The organism is Streptomyces sp. NPDC046465 (genome assembly GCF_040646035.1).
GTDB lineage: Bacteria > Actinomycetota > Actinomycetes > Streptomycetales > Streptomycetaceae > Streptomyces.
Genome location: NZ_JBEYZK010000008.1, coordinates 40,109 through 63,618, shown reverse-complemented (window position 1 = coordinate 63,618; position 23,510 = coordinate 40,109). Strand labels below are relative to the sequence as shown.

Here is a 23,510-nt window from a genome sequence, read left to right as displayed (position 1 = left end):
GCTTCGACCAGCGCAAATCTGTTCCGCGGGGCTCCGGGGCCCTTGCCCACGGCCTTACGCGGTGAGCTCCTGCCGCAGGGCCTCGCGCAGCCGCCCGGCACGCTCCGAGACCTCCGCGGGCCCGAGATCGACCGCCCGCGAGGCCCACCGCTGCCCCTGCGCCAGCTGCCCGCGCCGGGCGTAGAGCAGGGCGAGCCGCAGCGCCGCGCGGCCGTGCCCCGCGTCGGCGGCCCGTGTCCACCACAGCGCGGCCTCCGGCTCGCTGCCCTCGCGGGCGAGGAGCAGCCCGAGGTTGAACGCGCCGTTCCGGCTGCCCGCCTCCGCGGCCTTGCGGTACCACCGCGCGGCCTCGACGACGTCGCCCCGGCCGGAGGCCAGCATGCCGACCCGGACCTGGGCCCGCCGGTGCCCCTGCTCGGCGGCCCGCTCGTACCACTCCTCGCACTCGCTCTTCTCCGCCGCGGGCTCGCCGAGCGCGGGCGGGGCCGCCGCCGGGCGCCGCGCGTCGAGCACCGTCCCCAGTCGGTAGGCCGCCTCGGCGCTGCCGCCCCCCGCCGCGCACCGGAGATACCGCTCGGCCTCCCGGTCGTCGCCCGCGCGCAGCCGCGCGGTGCCGACCTGGAGGGCCGCGTCGGTGTGCCCGGCCGCGGCCGCGCGCTCGTACCAGCGCAGAGCGCCCGACTCGTCGTCCCGGCTCGCGTACAGGATGCCGAGGTTGAACGCGGCGTCGACGCTGCCGGCCTCCGCGGCCTTGGAGAACCAGGGCTCGGCTCCGGCGGCGTCGCCGCCCTGGAGCAGCAGCACGGCGAGCGAGTTGGCCGCCTCGCGGTGCCCGGCGTACGCGGCGCGGCGGTACCACTGGTCGGCCTGCGCGGTGCGGTCCTGCTCGGCGCAGAGCAGCCCGAGGTTGTACGCGCCGTTCACGTCGCCCGCGTCCATGGCGGCGCGGTACCAGCGCTCGGCGGTCTGCGTCTCGCCCCGCTCCGCGTGCAGCGCGCCCAGCGCGTTCGCGGCGTTGCCGTCGCCGTCCTGGGCGGCCTTGAGCCACCACACGGCGGCGCTCTCCTCGTCGCCCGCGTCCCGCAGCAGGAACCCGAGGGCGCAGGCCGCCCTGGACTCCCCGTCCTTGGCGGAGTTGAGGTACCAGCGGCCTGCCTCCTTCAGCTCGCCGCGCCGCTCCAGGATCGCGCCGAGGTGCAGCGCGGCCCTGCGGTGCCCGCGGGCGGCCGCCTGGCGGTACCACTGCTCGGCCTCGTCGGCGGGTGTCTTCGTGTTGTCGTCGGCGTGCTCCGCGCGCGAGGGGCGCTCGCCGCGCTCCGTGGTGGCCCGCCGGTCGAGCGCGCGGGCCAGACGGTACGCGGCCTCGCGGTGGCCGCGCTCGGCGGCGACGCGCAGCCAGCGCTCGGCGCCGACGTCACCGCGGTGCTCCAGGAGGTCGGCGAGCGCGTACGCCCCGAGGGTGTGGCCGTCCTCGGCGGACTGGCGCAGCCAGTACTCGGCGGCGGGCTCGTCGCCGCGCTCGCGGTGGTGGCGCCCGAGCGCGTGCGCGGCCGCCGCGGAACCGGCGACGGCGGCGACCCGCCACCAGCCGGCCGCCTCGTCGGCGTATCCGCGCTGGTGGAGGAGGACGCCCAAGTTGTTGGCCGCGGCGCGGTCGCCCTCGGCGGTCGCGGCGCGCAGCAGGGATTCGGCCCCGTCGAGATCACCGCGGCGCAGCAGAAGGCTTCCGAGCACGCTCATCGCGTCCACGTCGCCGGCCTCGGCCGCCAGCCGATGGCGCATCTCCTCGGCGGCCGCCCCGGGATCCTCCCGGTCGGCCGGCTGCACAAACCGCCCTGTCTCCAACAGAGTTGCCTTGTCCCCCATAACGTCCATCGTCGCACCACCTGCAACCTGGGTATACCTGATATACCGCAGCCAGTGAGGTCACTTCAGCGTTTTGTCGACATGCCCACAGAGAGATAAGTCAAACACAGATCCCCCAACTCTCCCCCGACCTCGCACCGTTCGCATGTCTTGGCATAGGACACCCGCACACGACCGCCACCGGCCGCCGCACCTGCCCCGGCACACACGACGAAGGCCCGGATCCGTAAGGATCCGGGCCTTCACCTTGCAGTAGCGGGGACAGGATTTGAACCTGCGACCTCTGGGTTATGAGCCCAGCGAGCTACCGAGCTGCTCCACCCCGCGCCGTTGTGTTCAAACCGTACCACGGCGCGAGGGGGCAGCTTGACCAGCCACTAGCCGGTCTGGTCGGCCCCGGAGTCGTCCTTCTTGTCCCCGCTCTTGTCACTGCTCTTGTCGGCGTTCTTGTCGCCGCTCTTGTCGCCGCTCTTGTCGCCGCTGTCGGCGCTCTTGTCCTTGACCTTCGCCGACGCCTCCTCGGCGCGACCCAGAGCCTCCTGAAGCTGGTCCTGGGCCTCGCCGTACGCCTTCCAGTCGCCCTTCTTCATGGCCGCCTCGCCGTCCTCGAACGCCTGCTGGGCGTCGTCGAGCGCGGCCTGGACCGTCGGGTCGCTCGTCTTGGGCGGCTTGGTCGGCTCGTCCTGGCCCTCACCCGGTGGCTTGGTGGTGCCCTCGGCGCTGAAGACCTCGTTGAGCCCCTCGCTGAGCGTGTCCGCGAAGGCGGTCTCCGTGCCGTACGACACAGCGACCTTCTTCAGGAGGGGGTAGGCCGACTTGCGTCCCTGTACGTAGACGGGTTCGACGTACAGGAAGCCGTCGTCCAGTGGCACGGTCAGCAGATTTCCGTAGAGGACGTCGGAGTCGGCGCCCTTCATATCTCGGACGAAGTTGCCGACTTGCGTCATGGAGTTCAGCTTGTTCTGGACCTGTTCCGGCCCGTCGACGTCGCCCTGCACTCTGAGCAGCTGCATCTTGCCGTAGTTCTTGCTTCTGGCATCGGCGTCGACCGTCATGAACGCCCGTAGGTTCGGCCGCTCGCTCGGTGTGAACGTCGTCGTCAGGGAGAACTGCTGCTGTGTCTGGCCCGGCGACTTCAGAGACAGGTAGTACGGCGGGACCGCACTGTCGTCCTTCTTCGTCGGGTCGTTCGGCACCTGCCAGGCGTCACTCGCGTTGTAGAACTGGCCGGGGTCCGTGACGTGGTACTTCGTCAGCAGTTCGCGCTGCACCTTGAACATGTCCTGCGGATAGCGCAGGTGGTCCATCAGCTTCGGCGGGATCTCGCTCTTGTCCTTGACGGTGCCCGGGAACGCCTTCTTCCAGGTCTTCAGGACCGGGTCCTTGTCGTCCCAGGTGTAGAGCTTGACGTCACCGGTGTACGCGTCGACGGTCGCCTTCACCGAGTTCCGGATGTAGTTGACCTGGTTCTGCTGGGCGATCACGGTCCGCTGGCTGTCGGCCTGCGACAGGGAGTCGGCTGTGGTGTCGCCGAGCGTCGTCCGCGAGGCGTACGGATAGCCGTTGCTGGTCGTGTACGCGTCGACGATCCACTGGATGCGGCCGTCGACCACCGTCGGGTAGACGTCGCCGTCGATGGTCAGCCAGGGGGCCACCGCCTCGACGCGCTCCTTGGGCGTGCGGTTGTAGAGGATCCGCGAACCGTCGCCGATGGCTCCGGAGTAGAGGATCTGCGGCTCTCCGAACGACACCGCGTACGCCGCGCGGTTGATCGGGTTGGAGAGATTGACGCCGCTGTCGCCCTTGTAGCTGTACGTCTTCTGACCGCCGCCGTTCTCTTCGTAGTCGAGCTCCTTTTGGGGCCCGCCCACGATCGAGTACTGGCTGGTCTTCTCGCCGTAGTAGATCCGCTGCTCGTACTCACCGAGGTCACCGTTGGTGGGCAGACCGGACTCGGTGAACGCCGGGGCGCCCTTGGAGCCCTTCTTGGTCTCCGTGCCCTTGGCGGCGACCATGCCGTAGCCGTGGGTGTAGGCGAAGTGGTCGTTGATCCAGTTCCGCTTGTCGAGCTTGTTCACGTTCAGCTCGCGCAGGCCGACGATGGTGTCCTGGCCGTTGTAGCGGTCCACGTCCAGCGTCTTCGGGAACTGGTAGTAGCTGCGCTCCTGCTCCAGCTGCTGGAAGGTCGGCGAGACGATGTTCGGGTCGTTCAGCCGGTAGTTGGCCGCCGTGTCCGCGTTCTCGCGCTTCTTCTTCGATTCCTCGTCGACCCTGCCCCCGCCCTTGTACTCCTGCGGCTTCACACCGTTGATGCCGTACGCGTTACGCGTGGCCTCGATGTTCTTCTCGATGTACGGGGCTTCCTTGGCCTGCTCGTTCGGCTGGACCTGGAACTTCTGGACGATCGCGGGGTAGAGCCCGCCGATGAGGATCGCCGAGAGCACCATCAGGCCGAAGCCGATGACGGGCAGCTGCCAGGTGCGCCGCCAGAGCGTCGCGAAGAAGAGGATGGCGCAGATGACGGCGATGCAGAACAGGATGGTCTTCGCCGGCAGATACGCGTTCGCGTCGACGTACCTGAGGCCCGTCCAGTTGCCCGTCGCCTTGAAGTCACTGGACTTCACCGCGAGGCCGTACCGGTCGAGCCAGTACGCGATGGCCTTGAGCGACACGAAGACGCCGAGCAGCACCGAGAGGTGACCGGTGGCCGCCGCGGTTGCGCGCGCGCCGGGGCTGGTGACCCGCAGCCCGCCGTACAGGTAGTGCGTCAGGGCGGCGGCGACCAGGGAGAGCACCGTCGCCGCGAAGCCGAAGCCGAGCAGGAAGCGGTACCAGGGCAGGTCGAACGCGAAGAACGCCACGTCCATGTGGAACTGCGGGTCCTTCTGGCCGAAGGGCACGCCGTTGACATAGAGCAGCCAGGTGCGCCACTGTCCCGCGGCGGACGCGCCCGCGATCAGCCCCACCAGGGCGGTGACTCCAATGAGGAGCCACTTCTTGTAGGGGGCGATACCCATGCGGTACCGGTCGAGGCTCTGCTGCTCCATCGACATGGCGCTCAGCGGCGGGCGCAGCCGGTGCGCCAGCCAGATGTTCACGCCGACTGCGGCCGCCATCAGGAGGCCGAAGACGAAGAACAAGCCGATCTTGGTCCACAGGGTCGTCGTGAAGACCGACGAATAGTGGACCGAGCGGTACCAGAGCCAGTCCGTCCAGAACCCCGCGAACATGACGAAGGCCATGGCCAGAACGGCAAGGACCCCCAGTGTCATGAGCAGGGTGCGGACACGCCGGGACGGTCGGCCCACTCTGATCCGTGGCCCCGTCGGGCCTCCGCCGCGGTCCGGCATCTGGAAAGCCAAGGTGCGCACCTCGAAGTTCGCTGTTGAAGAGCTGTTGGTCCGTCAGGCCCCCGAGATCGCGGACCCACACCTATGCAACTTACTCACGCTTTACTCGGTTCCCGTTTCCGGGGACTAACGAGGCAGGATTGTGACTATGTCCAACACTCCCATGGCAGCGAGCCCCCTCACTCGGGCAGTACTCGAGATCGACGAGTACGTATCCGGCCTCGGCTGGGACCGGCCCGCCCGCCTCTTCGCGCTGGTCGACACGGCGCGACTGCGTACCCAAGAACCCGGCCTCGCCTCTCAGCTCGGCCTCGACGACGGCGTGGAACACGCCGGTTACACCCCCATCGAGCAGGAGGAGATTCCCGCCGACAAGCCGCTGGACGAGTTCCTCGGCACCATCGCCTGGCCCGACGCGGTGACGGGCTGCGCCCTCACGGTGGAGCGCCTGATGCTGCCGCCGTCCGCCGAGACATCCGTCCCCGAGGGCCTCAGCGAGGCACAGCTCGCGAAGTGGGTGGCCGAGCACCCGGACCGCCAGGAGGTCCGCATGACCGTGGCGGTGCTCCGTGACGGTGCGCGCGAGTCCGCGCTGCGGCTGCGCGAGAAGGACTCGGCGACGGAGGTCCTCACGGGCTCGGCCCTGGTGCCGGGCCTTGCGGAGGCGCTCGCGGCGACGTTCGCGTAGGGCTTCCGCGTAAGGCTTTCCCGTAAAGCTCAGGTCTGTCGTTCTGTACGCGGGTGGCGACTCTCCACCCGCGTACAGCTGTTTTCCGCCCGGGGCCAGGGCGTCAGAAGCGTCCTAGCTCGCCGCGCACTGCGGCAGGTGGGCGGTGTCGCCCTTGCGGATCTTCTTCAAGGACTTCACCGCGTCTTCGATGGTGTTCACCTTCACGAGCTTGAGCCCGTCGGGAACGTCCTTCGCGGCGGCCGAGCAGTTGGCCTTCGGGGTGAGGAAGTACTCGGCGCCCTTGTCGCGCGCGCCGACGGTCTTCATCTCGATGCCGCCGATCGGGCCGACCTTGCCGTTGTCCTCGATGGTGCCGGTGCCCGCCACGAACTTGCCGCCGGTGAGGTCGTCCGGGGTCAGCTTGTCGACGATGCCGAGGGCGAACATCAGCCCGGCGCTGGGCCCGCCCACGTCGGCCAGCTTGATGTCGATCGTGAACGGGAACGTGTGGTCGGTGCCCGCCTGGATGCCGACGACCGCGCGGTCGGCGTCGCCTTCGGCCGGTTCCGTCGTGATCTTGATGTCTTCCGTACCGGTCGCTTCCTTGCCCGCCTTCTCGGCGGCGGCCGCCTCCTTGACCGGGACGATCGAGAACGTCACGGGCTCGCCGGGCTTGTGCTTGGTGACGAGCTTCGCGACGTCCGTCATCTCCCGGACGGGCTTGCCGTCGACCTTCCTGATGACGTCGCCCGCGTGCAGCTTGCCCTCGGCCGGGTCGCCCTTGAAGACGGTGGAGACGATGACCTGGGACTTCACCGGGATGTGCAGCTGCCGCAGCGCCGCGACCTTGGCGCTCTCCTGGGAGAGGCTGAATTCCTCGGCGTTCTCCTGGGAGGACTGCTGTTCGGTCTTGCCGTCCGGGTAGAGCGTGTCGTGCGGCACCACGATGTTGTCGTGCGCCAGCCAGCCGTAGACGGCCTCCGCGATGTTCATGTTGTAGTCGGCGCTCGTGACCCGGACCGTCGTCATGTTGAGGTTGCCGGTCGTGGGGTAGGTCTTCCGCCCGGAGATCTGCAGCACCGGCTCGCCGTCGTGGTCCCCGAGGGTGTTCACCGTGGGGCCGGGGGACATCTCCGAGTACGGCACTTTGATGAGCACTCCGGCGCAGAGCAGCGCGATCAGCATGAGGGTGGAGGCGAGCATCGTCGCGGTGCGGCGTGGCATGGAACGACAGTACGGGACCTGCCTGTGGGAGCACCCCTGGGGCCGGTCCGTACGGGGCCTCAGGACTACGTCCCGGTGGAGGACTCCTCCATGACCACGTGCCGCTTCTGGATCTCGTCGATCTCGTGGAGCCCACTCTCGTGGAGCTCGGCGCTCTCATCGGGCCGCACGCTCTCGCGGGGCCGTTCCGTCGCCCCGCGGGACTTCTCCATCGCCTCGCGGAACGCGGCGTAGCCGTTGAGCTCGGTGGCGTCACCCGTCCGACCGGACTTGCGGTTGCGGGCGGCCCAGCTGCCCCACAGACCCGCACCGACGGCAGCCAGGAGCGGAATCAGCAACCAGGCAAGTGATGCCATGTCGACCTCCCGACCCCATGATTCACCGCAAGTGACTGATCAGCAGATTAACCATCTGCATGGTCAACGCTCACGGCAGGGGTCGGGTTACGCAACCGGAGCCACACGGGCCAACCTCACCTCAGAAGACTTCCCCGTCTGCTTGCCCCGTCTGCTTCCCCCGTCTCAACAGGCGCCGACCCACTCTTCCTTGCCGTCGGAGAAGCGCTGGTGCTTCCAGATCGGCACCTCGTGCTTGAGGTCGTCGATCAGCTTGCGGCAGGCGTCGAAGGCTTCCGCGCGGTGCGGGCAGGAAACGGCCACGACCACCGCGAGATCACCGACGGCGAGGTCTCCGACGCGGTGCACGGCGGCCAGGGCGCGCACCGGGTACTCGGCGACGACCTTCTCGGCCACCCGGCGCATCTCCGCCTCCGCGGTGGGATGGGTCGAGTACCCGAGCTCGTCGACGTCCGCGCCGCCGTCGTGGTTGCGCACGGTCCCCACGAACAGTGCCGTGCCACCCGCCGCGTCGTCGCCGACGGCCCGGAAGACCTCGTCCAGGGAGAGCGGGGTGTCACGGATCGCGAGGAGGCGGATCGGGTCCTGGGCGGCCTGCTCGCCGGGGTGGTCCATCGTGGTGCGTGCCATGCGGCCATGGTGCCGCACGGCACGGGTCACACGGAATAGACCTTTCGCCCGGCACGCGCGCGTGTCGCCTTGGAGCTCCCTACAGGGCGCCGCCCGCGAGGGCCGGGCTCGTCCGCCTCAGATCCTCCGCCGCGCCTTCCGCGCCCTGCGCACCACCGCGGCGGCGCCAAGGAGCGCGACCGTCGCGCCCGCCGCACCCGCGGCCGTGGCGTCCTTGCGGCCGAGGCGCCGGCCGGCCACGGTGCGCCGTCCGGAGACCTCGTCGAGCAGCTCCGAGAGGACCTCCTCGTTGGTCCACTGCGGCCGCCACCCGGCGTCGTGCAGCCTGCTGACGCTGACCACCCAGGGGTACATCGTGTACGCGAGATCGCCGGCCGGGGACGGCGTGAGGCCGATCCGGTGCAGCCGGGCGGCGGCGCCGAGGGCGACCGTCGAGGGCAGCTCCATGCGCCGGATCCCGCTGAGCTCCTCGACCTCCTCCTGCTCCAGCCAGCCGTCGCAGCCGACGGCAAGCTCACCGTCGACCTTCTCGAGGACCGCGTACTCCAGAGCGCTGCACAGGTCTTCGACGTGGCAGAACTGCCAGGCGGGCCGTGAGCCCGCCACGACCAGGAGCCGGGGCGACTCGAAGTAGCGGGTGAGGGCCGTGTCCGTGCCGCCGACTAGGGTCGCGGGACGTACGACGGTGACGTTGAGGCCGGGGTGCGCGCGGGGCGCCCGGCGGGCGAGGCGCTCGACCTCCAGGAGGTCGCCGACGCCGGTCGCCTCGGCCGTGGCGCGCAATTCGGCGTCTTCGGAGAGGGGCAGTTCGTTGTCGGACAGCGCTCCGTAGACCATCGCCGAGGTGCACAGGACGACGCGGTGCACGCCCGCGGCGGCGGCAGCGGTCAGGACGGTCTGGGTGCCTCGCACGTTGTAGGCGGTGCGGGCCGCTCCGTCCGTCTCCAGGTCGAGGTCGAGCGCCAGGTGCACCACGACGTCTGCGCCGCGCAGCTTTTCGGCGATGGCCGGATCGCGCACGTCCAGGATGTGCCACTGCGCCTGCGAGCAGTCGCCGCGGCGCTCGTCGATGGCGATGACCTGCTTGATCTCTTCCGAGGCCGCGAGGCGCTCGGTCAGCAGCGCACCCACCCCGGAGGCCGCGCCGGTCACGGCGACGACGGGCCCTCGGACGGGCGCCGGGGTTGACGGGTTTCGCGCTGCGCGAACCTGTGGATCTGGGGAACTCACCGGGCGTCTCCAGCGGTTGTCTTCAGTACGTACGCGAATGACGCGTACGTACCAGGTGGCATCCATCCTGCCGCAGGCCATGAGTCGGCGAAGCACCGAGGCCCGATCCCGTCACGGTGTCTACGCTGGGTGGTGTTGTAGGGCAGCCGCCGCCGGCACATTACCGGCGGCCTGACGAGCCGAGGAATCCCGTGAGTGACACCCCATTCGGATTCGGCCTTCCGCCGGAGGAGCCGGAAGACGGCGACGAGGGCAAGAAGAAGGAATCCCCTGGAGAGGGCCAGAGCGGGGGACAAGGCGCAGGTGGCCCCGCGAACCCGTTCGGTTTCGGAGGGCTCCCGGGCGCGGGCGGTCCCGGCGGCGGTGACAATCCGTTCGCCGCGATGTTCGGTTCGATGAACCCGAACGACCTGGGGGCCGCGTTCCAGCAGCTGGGCCAGATGCTCTCGTACGAGGGCGGCCCGGTGAACTGGGACATGGCCAAGGACATCGCCCGCCAGACCGTGTCCCAGGGCACGGCGGACGGCACGAAGGACGCCAGCGTCGGCCCCGCCGAGCGCTCCGCCGTCGAGGAGGCCGTGCGCCTGGCCGACCTGTGGCTGGACGACGCGACGTCGTTGCCGTCCGGGTCCGGCACGGCGGTGGCGTGGAGCCGCGCCGAGTGGGTCGAGGCGACCCTGCCGGTCTGGAAGGAGCTCGTCGACCCCGTCGCCGAGCGCGTCGGTCTTGCCATGGGCGATGTGCTGCCCGAGGAGATGCAGGCCATGGCGGGCCCGCTGATCGGCATGATGCGGTCGATGGGCGGCGCCATGTTCGGCCAGCAGATCGGCCAGGCCGTGGGCGTGCTCGCGGGCGAGGTCGTCGGCTCCACCGACATCGGCCTGCCGCTCGGCCCGTCCGGCAAGGCCGCGCTGCTCCCGGTGAACATCGAGGCCTTCGGCAAGGACCTGGGCGTCGACAAGAACGAGGTGCGGCTCTATCTGGCGCTGCGAGAGGCCGCCCACCAGCGCCTCTTCTCCCACGTCCCGTGGCTGCGCTCGCACCTGTTCGGGGCCGTCGAGGGGTACGCGCGCGGGATCAAGGTCGACACGGCCAAGCTGGAGGACGTGGTCGGCCAGCTCGACCCGCAGAACCCCGAGCAGCTGCAGGAAGCACTCCAGCAGGGCATGTTCCAGCCGGAGGACACCCCGGCCCAGAAGGCCGCTCTGGCACGCCTGGAGACCGCTCTCGCGCTCGTCGAGGGCTGGGTGGACGCGGTGGTCCACGCCGCCGCCAAGCCGCGCCTGTCGTCCGCTGACGCCCTCCGGGAGACGCTGCGCCGCCGCCGCGCCACGGGCGGGCCCGCCGAGCAGACGTTCGCGACCCTGATCGGCCTGGAGCTGCGCCCGCGCCGGCTGCGGGATGCCTCGCGCTTGTGGGCCTCCCTCACGGACGCACGCGGCGTCGACGGCCGCGACGGTCTCTGGGAGCACCCGGACATGCTGCCGACGGCCTCCGACCTGGACGACCCGGACGGTTTCGTCCACCGCGAGCAGCTGGACTTCTCCGAGCTCGACAAGATGCTCGGTGAGGCGGCCAAGGGCGACGAAAAGGGAGAAAAGGGCGCCGAGGACGACAAGGGCACCGAGGACGGCGGTAAGTGAGCCTGCACGATGACGCCGTTCTCGTACTGAAGGGGTACGAAGACCAGGCCGAGCTGCGCCAGGCCTATCTGGACCACCTGTCCGCGCACGGCGATGACGGCATGTGGAAGGCCTGCACGGCGGGCCATGTGACGGCGAGCGCCCTGGTCGTCGACCCTTCGCGCGGGCGGGTGCTTCTCACCCTGCACAGGAAGCTGCGGATGTGGCTGCAGATGGGCGGCCACTGCGAGCCGGGCGACGCGACGCTCGCCGCGGCGGCGCTGCGTGAGGCGACGGAGGAGTCCGGCGTGCCGGGCCTGACCCTGCTGGCGGGCGGCCCCGTCCGCCTGGACCGCCACCCGATCCCGGGCCCGTGCACACAGCACCTGGACGTCCAGTACGCCGCGCTCGCCCCGGCCGACGCCGTGGAGGCGATCAGCGACGAGTCGCTGGACCTGCGCTGGTTCGCGTACGACGAAGTGGCGGACGTCGCCGACGAGTCGGTGGTACGCCTTGTCGAGGCGACGAGGGCACGCCTGTAAGAGCCGCTTCGAGGCGCCCTCGAAGGGGCTCTCGAAGGGGCTCTCGAAGGGGCGCGGGGAACTGCGCGACCGGCCGCATACGGCCCGCAGTGGATCCCCGCGCCCCTCGGTCACTCCTGCCCGGGCAGGCCTTAGCTCCAGGCGTTGCCCTGGTTCTGCCCCCGGGCCCCCTGCTGGCCCATTCCGAACTGCGCTTGGGCGCCCCGCCCGATGTTCGCGTTCTGGGGCGGCAGTAGCTCACTGGGCTGGACGAGGGCGTAGCCCTGGCCCATGAAGCTGAGCTCCCAGCCCTCGCCGGTGTTGCCGCGGCGCCGCCAGACGCCCGAGGAATGGGTCTGGGCCTGCATCTGGACGCGCAGGCCGTTGGACCAGGCGACGATCGCGTCGGCGTCGGCGTTGACGTACCGGTCCGGCGTGACCTGCAGCATCAGCGGCTGGCCCGACGTCATCAGGGCGACCTTGCCGCGTCCAGTGATGTTGAGCTGGTACTTGCCCGAGCCAGAGATCCCGTACTGGCTGTCCACGGCGATGACCTGGTGGGTCAGCGACGAGTCCATCGCGAGGACGTAGCTGCTGTCCACGGTCAGGCCGTCCTGCTCTACATCCACTACGTGGATGTACTGGGCGAGGTTGGCGAGGTAGACCGTCCCCTGGCCATGGCAGCGCATCAGGTCCAGGCCCTCACCGGTGTGCGCACGGGCGCGCTGGTTGCCCCGGCTCTGGTACTCGGCGTCGAACTCCATCAGCCCCTGATAGGCGACCATGGCCCCCTTGCGGGCCAGGACGTCGTCGTGACCCTCCAGGGCGACCCGCAGCATCTGCGGGTTCTGGACGGAGTAGCGCTCCTGCGTCTGCTGTTCGGCATGCGCGAAAAGTGAACTCTGCATGGTGTGTTGCTTCCCCTCAGCCCCGAGCTCGGAGACGGTCGGTGCTGTCCTCACTGGGCTGTACGACGACGATGCCCTCTCCGGAGAAGCCCATCTGGTAGGCCTCGCCGCTGCCGCGCCCGATGAGGGAGCCGGCCTTGAAGCTGCGCTTGCCCTTCACCTTCAGGTTCGGGGACCAGGCGATCAGGGCGTCCGGGTCGACGTACGTCTCGTCCTCGCCGCGGCCGCAGTCGACCACGATCGGGGTGCCGCGGGAGGTCAGCGCGACCCAGCCCTGGCCGGAGATCTTGATGTTCCACAGCCCCTGTCCCGCGAACTTGGCCATGCCCTTGACCCGCTCGACGCCCCACTGGAGAGACGCGTCGAAGGCCAGCAGGTTGGTGCCATTCACCGAGAGGGAGTCGCCCGCCAGGTTGATGACGACGACATCCGCCCCGTAGTCCGCCAGGTAGAGGAGGCCGTCTCCGGAGCACTTCATCAGGGGCGCGCCCTCGCCGGTCATCCACTCGCGCGCGACCTGACGGACGGCGGGCGGATTCGGCTCGTACTGCACGAAGCCTTCGTAGGCGACCATCGAGCCCACGCGCGCGAAGAGGTCGTTGCCGGTCTGCATGGCCACCTTGACCATGTGGTGGCCGTGGTTCTCCATGCGGGTGGCGACGGGTGCGGGAGCGAAGCCCGCGAGTTGCTGATTCATGACGGGCTCCCTCAGACCTCGTACGGCTGGACGACGATGAAATTGCCCGGTGCGCCACGGAACTGGAGATTCACGCTCTCCCCCGTGGAGCCCGCGTAGGCGTTGCTGCGCAGCCGTACCTGGCTGGAGACGATCGCCTGCGCGGCGGCCGACCAGGCGACGACGGCGTGGCAGTCGGCGAACGTCGTCGGCGTGACGGGCAGCACGACGGGCACGCCGTGGGTCTTCACGATGACCGTGCCGGTGCCCTGGAACTGCATGACGAACAGGGCGCCGCCGGGGATCCCGTGACCCTCGATCCTGCGCACCTCGTGCTGCAGGCTCTCGTCGAAGGCGAGGACGTTCTCCGCGGAGACACAGATCGCGTCACCCTGGAGTTCGATGGGGTGCAGGTGGGTGCCCTCTTCGGCGAGGAAGACCTGGCCACGGCCGGAGCAGCGCATCAGCTGCATCTCCTGGCCGGTGGAATTGCCGACGATGCGCCCGGCGAAGCCCGCGCCCTTGTAGCTGAACTCGACCTTGCCCTGGTAGAGCACCATGCTGCCCTGGCGGGCCAGGATCGGCTGGTCGGCGACGCCCAGGTCGACGCGGACCAGCTTCTCGTTCTGCTGCGTCCAGCGCTGGCCGGTGGGGGCCTCGCGGTACTTCTGGAGGGCGGCGGCCACACCGGCGCCCTGCGGAGCCGCGCCCTGCGGGGCGGCGGGCTGCTGCCCGTACCCGGAGGGCATCGGGGCCTGCGGCTGCTGGCCGTAGCCCGGAGGCAGGGGCGCGGTCTGGCCGGGAGCCTGCTGGCCGGGGACCTGACCGAACTGTGGCTGCTGCGGGGGCTGCTGGCCCGGCTGGCCGTACGGTGAGGGGGGCGGCGGGGGCGGCGGCACGGGGGCGCCCGGCGGCTGGTGCAGCGGGGCGATGACGGTCTGCGCGGCGTGCACCGACGGGTCCGCGGGAGCGGGCGGCGGGGGCGGAGTGGTGCCCTGGGGCGGCGCGAAGTTCTGCGCGGGGGCGGGCACCGGTGCGGGGGCCTGGGGCGGCGCGGGGGCCGCCGGGGCGCCGAACGCGGGCGGAGCCGTGGCCTGCGTGGGCGGCGCGAAGGAGGGAGCGGCGCCCTGCGGCTGCTGCGGGGCGGCGGGCTCCTCCTCGGCGACCTCGCCGCCGAAGTTCTTCAGGAGCGCGTCGAGTCCGCCGTCGAAGCCCTGGCCGATCGCGGCGAACCGCCAGACGTCCTTCAGGTAGAAGTCGCCCAGCATGACGGCGCGCTCCGTGGAGAACTCCGCGCCGTTGAAGGCGTAGCGCGCGACTTCCTCGCCGCCCGCGACGATGCGGATGTACCCGGAGGCGACCTGCGACATCTGCCCGGCGCCGTCGATCGTCGCCGTGAACGACAGCCGCTGTATCTGCTGCGGGATGCGGTCGAGCGTGACGCGGAAGGACTCGCTGTCCCCCGCCTGCGCACCGAGGAGCTGGATCGACTCCTCGGGCGACTTCGGCTGGTTGAAGAAGATGAAGTAACGGTCGTCCGAGAGCCGTTCGCTCGCGTCCAGGCCGAAGCAGCTGATGTCGAAGGTCAGCCCGGGGGCAGAGAGCTGTACGCCGACGTACAGGTCCGTGCCCGGAGTGAGATCACTGATCTTGGCCTTGTGGCCGCGTTGGAATTCCCTGGCCATACGTAACGACCGTCCCCCATCCCGAATGTGAATACGTCGCGTCAGGCTAACCGCAAAGTCTGACAGCGAGCGAAGCCGGTACAGACCCGCTACACAACCCTCGGGATCCGCGAACGTTCACCGCACGCGGGCGCGGGCGTTCACTCCTCGCGGGCGGCGGGAAGGTGCGGCAGCCTGCTCGCCGCGACCACCCCTTCGAGGTACCCCCTGGCCCGCTCGGTACGGGGGTAGGCCTCCAGAAGACGCCAGAAGCGGGGGCCGTGGCCGGGGACGAGAAGGTGGGCGAGCTCGTGGACGAGTACGTAGTCCACGACGTACTCGGGCATGCCCTGCAGCCGGTGCGAAAGGCGGATGCTGCCCTCAGCCGGCGTACAGGAGCCCCACCGGGTGTTCTGGTTCGTGACCCAGCGCACCGAGGCGGGCCTGGGGAGGCCTTCGAAGTACTGCTCCGACAGCTGTCCGGCACGCTCGGCGAGCTCCGCGTCGCCGAGGAGCCGCTTGCTCTCCTGGGCCGCGAGCTTGTCGAGCATGACATTGACCCAGCGCTGCTCCTCCGCCTCGGACATCCGGGCGGGGATGAGGACGACCGTGCGGTCGCCCTCCCGGTACGCGGAGACCGTTCTGCGACGGCGCGCGCTCCGTCTGACCTCGACCGCGCTGGCCGTCGCGCCGGACGGCGCCGGGCTGGTCGTGCTGCGCTGTGGAGTTCCGGCGCGACGCGCTGAGGTCTCCCCAGCGACGCGAGAGGACGGGTCGGCGGGCACGCCCCGACGTTACCCGCTGGGCATAGGGGAAGTCCCGCCTCCGGGGCGGTTCGGCGCTGTTCCGCACCCCGTGCGTTTGATTAGTACGACGAACACCCCCCGCCTGTGGACAACGCGACGCAAGCGTCCGACGAGGCGGGCATTCTGGCCTTCGATCGACGCGGCGGACGGGACCGCGCCGACCGGCCGACGGGGGACGACCATGCCACTGATGCATCCGATCGTGAAGCCGGCGCTTCGGCGTGGCTGGCGGGACCTGAGCACCGTGCAGTTCGGGGTGGCTCCCGCGCACGCCCTGGTGCTCGGCCCGATGGACACGGCGACGAGCAGCTTCCTGACCCTTCTGGACGGCACGCGCGGGCTGCCGCTGCTGCGCGAGGAGGCCCGGCGGATGGGACTGCCCGACGGGCACGTGGACAGACTCCTTGGAGAGCTCTCGCGCGCCGGGCTCATCGACGACTCGACGGGCGGCGGCCCGGCGGCCGACTCCCTGCGCGAGCGGGACGGAGTCCTTGACCGGCTGCGGGCCGACCTCGCGTCGCTGTCGCTCCTGTCGCCCGAGCCGGGCGGTGCGATCGCGAAGATGGCGGCGCGTCGGGCCATGCGGGTGCGGGTCCAGGGCGCCGGGCGGGTGGGCGCCGTCGTGGCCTCGGTGCTCGCGGCCGCCGGAGTCGGCCGGGTCGATGTGCTGGACGGCGGACATGTGCGGCCGTGGGACATCGCACCGGGCGGTCTGCCCGCGGAGTCCGTCGGGGAGCGCAGGGACACGACGGCGCGCCGGGTGGTGCGGAAGTCGGCGCCCGGCCGGCCGGTCCGGCAGCCGACCGGGCCGGAGGGGGCGGCGGGCCTGTCTCTCGTGCTCATCACCCCGCGGGACGGTCTGGATGCGTACGCTCCCGCGCCTGCCGCGGCCGAGGAGCTCATCGCCTCGGGCACGCCCCATCTGTATGCCGGGGTGATCGAGGGGACGGGCGTGGTGGGCCCGCTGGTCCTGCCGGGCACGACCGCGTGCGCCGAATGCCTCTTCCGGCAGCGCGCGGACCAGGACCCCACCTGGCCCCGGATGCTGGCCCAGTGGCGCTCGGGGCACGCTCGGCAGGTGCCCGCATGCGATCTGGCCCTGTCGACGTCGGTCGCCGGGCTCGCGGCGGGACACGCGCTCGCGTTTCTCGACGGGGAGCCGTCGGCCTGCGCGGGCGCGCGCTGGAAGGCCGCCGTGCCTGGATTCGAGTGGCACTCGAGCCCGATTTGGGCCCATCCATCATGCTCTTGTGGGGCGGGGGTGACCGTTAGGGGGGATCGGCCCACCGCTGGTTCGGAGCCGCACGCAACAATGGCCGGGTAACCGCCTGAGAAGGCGCGGCTGTCTGGGACTTGGAGGGGCGCATGTCTGATCTTCCCCGGAAGGCGGTCACCCGTACCGCCAAACTGGCCGCGCTACCGCTCGGCTTCGCGGGGCGCGCGACCTGGGGGCTCGGCAAGCGGATCGGGGGCAAGTCCGCGGAGATCGTCGCGCGTGAGCTGCAGCAGCGCACGGCCGAGCAGCTCTTCAAGGTCCTCGGCGAGCTGAAGGGCGGCGCCATGAAGTTCGGGCAGGCGCTGTCCGTCTTCGAGTCCGCGCTGCCCGAGGAGATCGCGGGGCCGTACCGCGCGGCGCTCACGAAGCTGCAGGAAGCGGCGCCGCCGATGCCGACCAGCACCGTGCACTCGGTTCTCGCCGAGCGTCTCGGCGCGGACTGGCGCGAGTATTTCCTGGAGTTCGACGACAAGCCCGCGGCTGCCGCGTCCATCGGTCAGGTGCACCGGGCGGTCTGGGCGGACGGCCGTGAGGTCGCGGTCAAGGTGCAGTACCCGGGGGCGGGTGAGGCGCTGCTGTCCGACCTCAACCAGCTCGGACGGTTCGCCCGGCTGCTGGGGCCGCTGATCCCCGGGATGGACATCAAGCCCCTCATCTCGGAGCTGCGGGACCGGGTCTCGGAGGAGCTGGACTACGGCCTGGAGGCCGCGGCCCAGCAGGCGCACGCCGAGGAGTTCGCGGACGACCCCCACGTGGTGGTCCCCCAGGTGGTGCACCAGAGCGACCAGGTCCTGGTCACCGAGTGGATGGACGGGACACCCCTGTCGAAGGTGATCTCGGACGGCACGCAAGAACAGCGTGACCGGGCGGGGCAGCTCCTTGCCCACTTCCTCTTCTCGGGACCGGCGCGCACCGGGCTGCTGCACGCCGACCCGCACCCGGGCAACTTCCGCCTGCTGCCCGACGAGAAGAACGGCTATCGCCTCGGGGTCCTCGACTTCGGCACGGTGGACCGGCTGCCCGACGGGCTGCCCCCGACCATCGGCACGTCCCTGCGGATGACGCTGGCCGGTGAGGCCGACGCCGTCTACGACATGTTGTGCGAGGACGGCTTCGTCAAGGAGTCCGTCGATCTGGAGCCGCAGGCGGTGCTCGACTACCTGCTGCCCATCATCGAACCCCTGGCCGTCGACGAGTACACGTTCACCCGTGCCTGGATGCGCAAGCACGCGGCCCGGCTGGCCGATGTCCGCTCCCCCGCCTACCAGTTGGGCCGGTATCTGAACCTGCCCCCGGCGTATCTGCTGATCCACCGCGTGACGGTGAGCACGATCGGGGTGCTGTGTCAGCTGGGTGCGACGGTGCGGATGCGGGACGAGCTGGAGGAGTGGCTGCCCGGTTTCGTGGAGGAGACCGAGGAAGTCGAGGGCGGCGCGGCGGCGGAGGCCTGAGGCGCGGATGCCTGAGAGGCGGGGCTCACCACCAGGCCGAGTCGAGGCGCCCTTCGATGGCTCTGATGTTCTCCCGTGCGCAGGCCTCGCAGAAGTAGCGGCGGACGCCGTTCTCCACGGAGCAGGTCCAGGTCGGTGGCGTGCCCTCGGCAACCGCGCTGCAGCGGCAGCACACTTGATTCCCGGTCTCCTGGGGCTGGGGATTCTGCTGGTCCACCCTGCGACCATATCGCCGTACCGGGACGATCGGTGAGCACAACGCACCACGGGGGGCGGTCCGTTCGGACCGCCCCCCGTGGGGGTCTGTCACATGGTGACGTCTGGCTCTTACTGCATGACCGCGATGGCGAGCGCGCGCCGGGCACGCAGCGAGGCGCGCTCCGCGCGACGCTGCATGCGGCGGGCCGCCAGCAGGCGCTCGACCGGGCGTTGCGCCTCGGCCTCGCGCAGTCGTTCGTGCATATGCGCACGAGCCATGGCTTCTGGGATGAGTTGCATCTCACGGGTCCTGTTCTGGCGCGCGACGTGCGCGCCGGTGGTGGTGAAGTCTGGGGTGGCGGAGCCGGCGGGCTCACGCGTGGCTGCCTTCATCGGGGCCTGCTTCTTGGGGTCGTGCGTCAGGGGGCGGTCGATGGTGCCGGCGGTGCTCATGCGGCGACCGGGTTCTTGCGCGGGCGGCCACGGGGCCGCTTGCGGGCAACGACGACACCCTGGACGAACAGCTCGCCGCCCCAGACGCCCCACGGCTCACGCCGCTCCTTGGCGCCGGCGAGGCAGGCTTCCATCAGCGGGCAGGTCCGGCAGAGGGACTTGGCGTACTCGACGTCGGCCGGGGACTCCGCGAAGAAGACCTCCGGGTCGTAGGCACGGCAGGGAACGGGTACGCCGAGGTTCTCGATGGCGTCGTCGAGCGCGGTGAGCGCAGTCAGGGGGGTCAAGGTCGGGTCCTCCGTGGGTGCGGGCTGAGGGAGCGTCTGTGAAGGCGGTACGGACGGGGCGTGCGCTTCGAGTTGCACGATGGTGTTTTCCTCGTCTGGTCGTGCCGGCCTGGGTCGGCCGGTTGGCGGCTGGTACCGGGTCTTGCTGTCGGCCCCTTCGCTCTGTTCTCCCTGTTCTGGGGAAAACAAAAGGGCCGCGGATCCCGGGTGGGGTTCCGCGGCCCTGAAGGCGCCTGTCTGATCGAGGATCAGACTGGATCACTCCAGGGTTCGAGCCCACGGAAGGCCCACATCGTGTGGTGCTGCGTCGTCTGCTTCCGGAATCCGGCACCGGCTGCCGCAAAGGCATAGGCCTGGGCCTGCGCCTCCGCTACTGCTGCTTCCGGTGCCTTGGTCGGTCGCTCATTGCCCTCATTGACCTCGCGGACGGGCAGACCCGTGAGAGGCAGGGAGGCGGACATCGGACGGGTGGCGGGAATGCCGCCGGACAGACCGGTGCCCTGGTTCGAGAAGCCGAGCAGGCAGGAAGCGACGACCGAGCGATCGGTCATTTTCGCGGTGCTGATGAAGCTCTCGTTGATGCTGATCACTGGAATCGCCTCCTCTCGGCGTCTAGGGGTTCGGTCGGGACCGAACCTGCGGACTGACAAGTACAGCACGGAACCGGGGCTTCGGAGAAGCCCGCCGTTTCCGTGTTAAGAACCTATGGGTCTTCCTTGCGCCTGCGCAAACTATTTTTTCGACGAGTTTGAATCATTCGTCCTCGGCGCCCCTTACACAGTCTTGACCTGCACAAATGGCAAGCACGTCGGCGCCGAACCGGTGAAACTTGCGGACGCCGACCCCAGGGATCCGGGCCAGCTCGCCCTCATCCTCCGGCACGGCCTCCGCGATGGCGACCAGGGTTTTGTCCGTGAAGACGCAGTACGCGGGCTGTCCCAGCTTGCTCGCCTGGCCGGAGCGCCACTCCCGCAACCGTTCGTACAGCCCTTCGTCCATGTCGGACGGGCAGTCCTCGCAGCGCATGAGCTTCATCTCACCCGCCTCGGTCAGGGTCCGGCCGCAGACCCGGCAGCGGGCCGGCGCACGGGTCTTCCGCTGACGGCGGCCCGCCACGGCCGCGGGGCCGCCGCCGCTGCCGCGCTCGACACCGCCGGGGCCACCGCCCGCGGCACGGGCCGCCGAGCCCGCCCCGGATCCAGGACGCAGTCCGTCGAGGAAGCGGCTCGGACGGCGGCTCGGGCGCCCGCCCGGCGAGCGGGAGAGGGCCCAGGAGAGCGAGAGGTGGACGCGGGCGCGGGTCACACCCACATAGAGGAGGCGACGCTCCTCCTCGATCTGCTCGTCCGTCTTGGCATACGTGATCGGCATCATGCCTTCGGCGAGGCCCACGACGAACACGGCGTCCCACTCCAGGCCCTTCGCCGCGTGCAGCGAGGCGAGCGTGACGCCCTCGACGGTGGGCGCGTGCTGGGCGTTCGCCCGCTCGTCGAGCTCGGCCACCAGGTCGGCGAGGGTCGCCTCCGGCCTGGCCCGCGCGAAGTCCTCGGCGAGCCGCACCAGCGCGGCCAGCGACTCCCAGCGTTCACGGACCGCCCCGGAGCCCGCGGGCGGCTCGGTCGTCCAGCCCTTCGTGGAGAGTACGGCGCGCACCTGGGAGGGCAGGTCGACGACGTCGTCGAGGAGCGCGTCGTTCCCCCCGAAGCGGGCCGCGCCGCGCAGGGCCGCGCCCGCCTCGCGCACCTCGGTGCGCTCGAAGAACCGCTCGGCACCGCGCAGCTGGTAGGGCACGCCCGCGTCGGCGAGCGCCTGTTCGTAGATCTCCGACTGGGAGTTCGTGCGGAAGAGGACCGCGATCTCGCTGGCGGGGACGCCGTCGGCCATGAGGGCACGGATGCGGCGGGCGGCGCCTTCGGCCTCGGCCGGCTCGTCCACATACTCCGTATAGACCGGTTCCGTGCCGGGCTCGCGCTGGGAGATCAGTTCCAGGCGGTGGTCGGCGGCGCGGCCGCGGGCCTGGGAGAGCAGGCCGTTGGCGAGGCGGACGACCTGCGGGGTGGAGCGATAGTCACGGACCAGCTTGACGACCGTGGCCCCGGGGTGGCGGGTGCGGAAGTTCAGCAAGTGGTCGGGGGTCGCGCCGGTGAAGGAGTAGATCGTCTGGCTGGCGTCGCCGACGACGCAGAGGCTGTCCCGCTCGCCGAGCCACAGATCCAGGAGCCGCTGCTGGAGCGGGCTCACGTCCTGATATTCGTCGACCACGAAGTGCTGGTACTGGGCGCGGATCTGTTCGGCGATGTCGTGCCGGTCCTGGAGGATGCCGACGGCGAGCAGCAGCACGTCCTCGAAGTCGATGACGGTGCGGTCGCGCTTGAGGTCCTCGTACGCGGCATAGAGCTGGGCGATCTCGGCGGGGTCGCGCGGGACGTCCCGGCCCGCCTTGGCGGCGGCGGCCGCATAGTCCGCGGGGACGGTCTGGGTGACCTTGGACCACTCGATCTCGCTGGTGAGGTCGCGCAGCTCATTGCGGTCGAGGCGGATGCGGCAGGCGGCGGCCGCGTCCGCGACGAGCTTGATCTTGCGGTCGACGATGCGGGGCAGGGGCCCGCCGACCGCCTTCGGCCAGAAGAACTGGAGCTGGCGCAGGGCGGCGGAGTGGAAGGTGCGGGCCTGGACTCCGGAGGCGCCGAGCTGGCGGAGGCGGCCGCGCATCTCGCCCGCGGCGCGGTTGGTGAACGTGACGGCCAGCACGCTGGCGGGCTGGAGCATCCCGGCCCGCACCCCATAGGCGATCCGGTGGGTGATCGCCCGTGTCTTGCCGGTACCGGCGCCCGCCAGGACACACACCGGCCCGTGCAGGGCGGTGGCCACCTCGCGCTGCTCCGGGTCGAGGCCGTCGAGCACCGCGTCGGCAGAGTCCGGGACCTGCGGGAAGAGGGAGGAGTGCGTTGCTGCTGTCACCCTGCCATGCTGCCAGGTCGCAGGAGGCGGCTGAGCCGGTTGTCCACAGGGCAGCACCTGCGGTCGTACTAATGCGGGAATGGTGGCCGGGTCGCGTACGTTCGATCCATTGCGAACACGCACCCCGAGCGATGAAGGAGCACGGAAGAGATGCCGGGCACTGTGACGATGTACAGCACCACGTGGTGCGGCTACTGCCGCCGCCTCAAGGGCCAGATGGACCGCGAGGGCATCGGGTACACCGAGATCAACATCGAGCACGACCCGGACTCGGCGGCCTTCGTCGAGAAGGCGAACGGCGGAAACCAGACGGTTCCCACCGTCCTCTTCCCGGACGGCTCCACGCTCACCAACCCCTCGCTGGCGCAGGTCAAGCAGAAGCTGGCCGCCTGAGGGTCCGAAGACGGGCGCTCAGCCCACGGTCCCCGGCTTCGGCAGGGGCTTGCCGTACCAGAGCTCGATCAGCCGGGCCGCAATCGAGATTCCGTAGGGAGGCAGGACCTCTCCGGACTCGAATGCGGCCCGCAGGTCTTCGCGGGAGAACCAGCGGGCCTCTTCGATCTCCTCGCCGTCGACGTCGATCTCCGATGAGGTCGCGTCGGCCATGAAGCCGAGCATCAGGCTGGAGGGGAACGGCCAGGGCTGGCTCGCCACGTACTCGACGTCGCCGACCGTGATGCCCGCCTCTTCGAAGACCTCGCGCCGCACCGACTGCTCGATGGACTCCCCCGGCTCGACGAAGCCCGCGAGGGTGGAGAAGCGACCCTCGGGCCAGTGCACCTGGCGGCCGAGGAGGAGACGGTCCTCGCTGTCCCTGACCGCCATGATCACGGCGGGATCCGTGCGCGGGTAGTGCTCGGCGCCGCAGGCCTGGCAGCGGCGGATGTGGCCTGCCGCCGCGATGACGGTGCGCTCGCCGCAGCGCGAGCAGAAGCGGTGCAGGCGCTGCCAGTTCTCCAGGGCGACGGCGTGCACCAGCAGGCCCGCGTCGCGGGGGGAGAGCAGGAGCCCCGCCTCGCGCAGCCCGGCGGGGCGGGCCGACTGGTCCATGCGGCCCGGCAGGCCGTCCTTCTGCAGCGCGAAGTAGCTGACGCCGTCGTCGTCCGTGCCCAGGAAGTAGCGGTGCTCCTCGGTGAGGGGCGCCTCGAAGGCCGGCGTCATCACCAGTTCGGTCCGGCCGTCGGGCGTCTCGTCGATGAGCGCCTGGCCACCGGAGACCACGAAGACCCGGGTCGTGGGGTGGCTCCAGGCCGCGGCGAGCCACGCCTCGTCCATGCGGTGGTGGGCCGCGCGGTCGATGCCGCTCGCGGCGGTCAGCGAGACGGGGCGGTCTGCGGTGCGGTCGGTCCAGGTGGTCACAG

22 protein-coding genes and 1 tRNA gene are annotated in these 23,510 nt (G+C 70.5%); 6 read left to right on the top strand and 17 right to left on the bottom strand.

All coding sequences use genetic code 11. From position 1 onward, the window contains the following. Positions 1-54: 54 nt before the first annotated feature. The 3 genes from ABZ953_RS14250 to ABZ953_RS14240 all read right to left on the bottom strand — a co-directional run bounded on the left by ABZ953_RS14250 (position 55) and on the right by ABZ953_RS14240 (position 5,216). Positions 55-1,875 carry a sel1 repeat family protein gene (locus ABZ953_RS14250; protein WP_361722089.1) on the bottom strand — a complete coding sequence of 607 codons (1,821 nt, stop codon included), beginning with the start codon at positions 1,873-1,875 and terminating at the stop codon, positions 55-57. Between the two features lie 244 nt (positions 1,876-2,119). Next, a tRNA-Met gene (locus ABZ953_RS14245) sits at positions 2,120-2,193 on the bottom strand. A gap of 50 nt (positions 2,194-2,243) precedes the next feature. Continuing rightward, complete coding sequence (locus tag ABZ953_RS14240; protein ID WP_361722741.1) at positions 2,244-5,216, bottom strand: UPF0182 family protein; 2,973 nt, start codon at positions 5,214-5,216, stop codon at positions 2,244-2,246. A gap of 148 nt (positions 5,217-5,364) precedes the next feature. Here ABZ953_RS14240 and ABZ953_RS14235 point away from each other — a divergent pair, with 148 nt between their 5' ends. Then, complete coding sequence (locus ABZ953_RS14235) at positions 5,365-5,904, top strand: PPA1309 family protein (protein ID WP_361722086.1); 540 nt, start codon at positions 5,365-5,367, stop codon at positions 5,902-5,904. A 114-nt stretch (positions 5,905-6,018) separates the two neighbouring features. Here the strand turns inward: ABZ953_RS14235 and ABZ953_RS14230 are convergent, their stop codons facing one another. The 4 genes from ABZ953_RS14230 to ABZ953_RS14215 form a co-directional block, all read right to left on the bottom strand. Next, positions 6,019-7,110 carry a PDZ domain-containing protein gene (locus ABZ953_RS14230; RefSeq protein ID WP_361722083.1) on the bottom strand — a complete coding sequence of 364 codons (1,092 nt, stop codon included), beginning with the start codon at positions 7,108-7,110 and terminating at the stop codon, positions 6,019-6,021. A 65-nt stretch (positions 7,111-7,175) separates the two neighbouring features. Then, positions 7,176-7,466, bottom strand: a complete 291-nt coding sequence (locus ABZ953_RS14225) for a hypothetical protein (protein ID WP_361722080.1) — start codon at positions 7,464-7,466, stop codon at positions 7,176-7,178. Positions 7,467-7,631: 165 nt separating this feature from the next. After that, positions 7,632-8,096 (bottom strand): molybdenum cofactor biosynthesis protein MoaE, encoded by a 465-nt coding sequence (locus ABZ953_RS14220; protein WP_361722077.1) that lies wholly within the window; start codon positions 8,094-8,096, stop codon positions 7,632-7,634. A 117-nt stretch (positions 8,097-8,213) separates the two neighbouring features. Beyond that, a complete protein-coding gene (locus ABZ953_RS14215; protein WP_361722074.1) occupies positions 8,214-9,326 on the bottom strand; it encodes an SDR family oxidoreductase in 1,113 nt (370 codons plus the stop codon). Positions 9,327-9,517: 191 nt separating this feature from the next. Here ABZ953_RS14215 and ABZ953_RS14210 point away from each other — a divergent pair, with 191 nt between their 5' ends. Both ABZ953_RS14210 and ABZ953_RS14205 read left to right on the top strand, forming a co-directional pair. Further along, the gene (locus tag ABZ953_RS14210) at positions 9,518-10,969 is read left to right on the top strand and encodes a zinc-dependent metalloprotease (protein WP_361722071.1); all 1,452 of its coding nucleotides are present in this window, start codon (positions 9,518-9,520) and stop codon (positions 10,967-10,969) included. Further along, positions 10,966-11,490, top strand: coding sequence for an NUDIX hydrolase (locus tag ABZ953_RS14205; RefSeq protein WP_361722068.1), 525 nt, complete (start codon positions 10,966-10,968; stop codon positions 11,488-11,490). The genes ABZ953_RS14210 and ABZ953_RS14205 overlap by 4 nt, the downstream gene beginning before the upstream one ends. 131 nt (positions 11,491-11,621) lie before the next feature. Here the strand turns inward: ABZ953_RS14205 and ABZ953_RS14200 are convergent, their stop codons facing one another. From ABZ953_RS14200 to ABZ953_RS14185, 4 genes are all read right to left on the bottom strand, one after another. After that, positions 11,622-12,377 carry an AIM24 family protein gene (locus ABZ953_RS14200; RefSeq protein ID WP_361722065.1) on the bottom strand — a complete coding sequence of 252 codons (756 nt, stop codon included), beginning with the start codon at positions 12,375-12,377 and terminating at the stop codon, positions 11,622-11,624. A gap of 16 nt (positions 12,378-12,393) precedes the next feature. After that, on the bottom strand, positions 12,394-13,074 hold the full coding sequence (locus tag ABZ953_RS14195) for an AIM24 family protein (protein ID WP_361722062.1): 681 nt from the start codon (positions 13,072-13,074) through the stop codon (positions 12,394-12,396). 11 nt (positions 13,075-13,085) lie between these two features. Next, on the bottom strand, positions 13,086-14,738 hold the full coding sequence (locus ABZ953_RS14190; RefSeq protein WP_361722059.1) for a TerD family protein: 1,653 nt from the start codon (positions 14,736-14,738) through the stop codon (positions 13,086-13,088). 140 nt (positions 14,739-14,878) lie between these two features. Further along, entirely contained in the window at positions 14,879-15,502 is a 624-nt protein-coding gene (locus tag ABZ953_RS14185; protein WP_361722056.1) for a M48 family metallopeptidase, read from the bottom strand. Positions 15,503-15,713: 211 nt separating this feature from the next. Here ABZ953_RS14185 and ABZ953_RS14180 point away from each other — a divergent pair, with 211 nt between their 5' ends. Beyond that, positions 15,714-16,847 (top strand): ThiF family adenylyltransferase, encoded by a 1,134-nt coding sequence (locus ABZ953_RS14180; RefSeq protein ID WP_361722053.1) that lies wholly within the window; start codon positions 15,714-15,716, stop codon positions 16,845-16,847. Between the two features lie 41 nt (positions 16,848-16,888). Beyond that, positions 16,889-18,250 carry an AarF/UbiB family protein gene (locus ABZ953_RS14175; protein WP_361722050.1) on the top strand — a complete coding sequence of 454 codons (1,362 nt, stop codon included), beginning with the start codon at positions 16,889-16,891 and terminating at the stop codon, positions 18,248-18,250. Positions 18,251-18,275: 25 nt separating this feature from the next. On the opposite strand, the gene ABZ953_RS14170 is transcribed toward ABZ953_RS14175, so the two are convergent. The 5 genes from ABZ953_RS14170 to ABZ953_RS14150 form a co-directional block, all read right to left on the bottom strand. Then, the gene (locus ABZ953_RS14170) at positions 18,276-18,467 is read right to left on the bottom strand and encodes a hypothetical protein (RefSeq protein WP_361722047.1); all 192 of its coding nucleotides are present in this window, start codon (positions 18,465-18,467) and stop codon (positions 18,276-18,278) included. Positions 18,468-18,577: 110 nt separating this feature from the next. Then, positions 18,578-18,901, bottom strand: a complete 324-nt coding sequence (locus tag ABZ953_RS14165) for a hypothetical protein (protein WP_361722044.1) — start codon at positions 18,899-18,901, stop codon at positions 18,578-18,580. Further along, positions 18,898-19,266: a WhiB family transcriptional regulator gene (locus ABZ953_RS14160; protein ID WP_361722040.1), complete on the bottom strand. Its 369-nt coding sequence runs from the start codon at positions 19,264-19,266 to the stop codon at positions 18,898-18,900. The genes ABZ953_RS14165 and ABZ953_RS14160 overlap by 4 nt, the downstream gene beginning before the upstream one ends. 170 nt (positions 19,267-19,436) lie before the next feature. Then, on the bottom strand, positions 19,437-19,778 hold the full coding sequence (locus ABZ953_RS14155; protein ID WP_361722037.1) for a hypothetical protein: 342 nt from the start codon (positions 19,776-19,778) through the stop codon (positions 19,437-19,439). A gap of 163 nt (positions 19,779-19,941) precedes the next feature. Further along, complete coding sequence (locus tag ABZ953_RS14150; RefSeq protein ID WP_361722738.1) at positions 19,942-22,203, bottom strand: ATP-dependent DNA helicase UvrD2; 2,262 nt, start codon at positions 22,201-22,203, stop codon at positions 19,942-19,944. Between the two features lie 96 nt (positions 22,204-22,299). On the opposite strand from ABZ953_RS14150, the gene ABZ953_RS14145 reads away from it, so the two are divergent. Beyond that, positions 22,300-22,542: a mycoredoxin gene (locus tag ABZ953_RS14145; RefSeq protein WP_361722034.1), complete on the top strand. Its 243-nt coding sequence runs from the start codon at positions 22,300-22,302 to the stop codon at positions 22,540-22,542. A gap of 18 nt (positions 22,543-22,560) precedes the next feature. On the opposite strand, the gene nudC is transcribed toward ABZ953_RS14145, so the two are convergent. Further along, entirely contained in the window at positions 22,561-23,508 is a 948-nt protein-coding gene (gene nudC / locus ABZ953_RS14140) for an NAD(+) diphosphatase (protein WP_361722031.1), read from the bottom strand. Positions 23,509-23,510 lie beyond the last annotated feature (2 nt).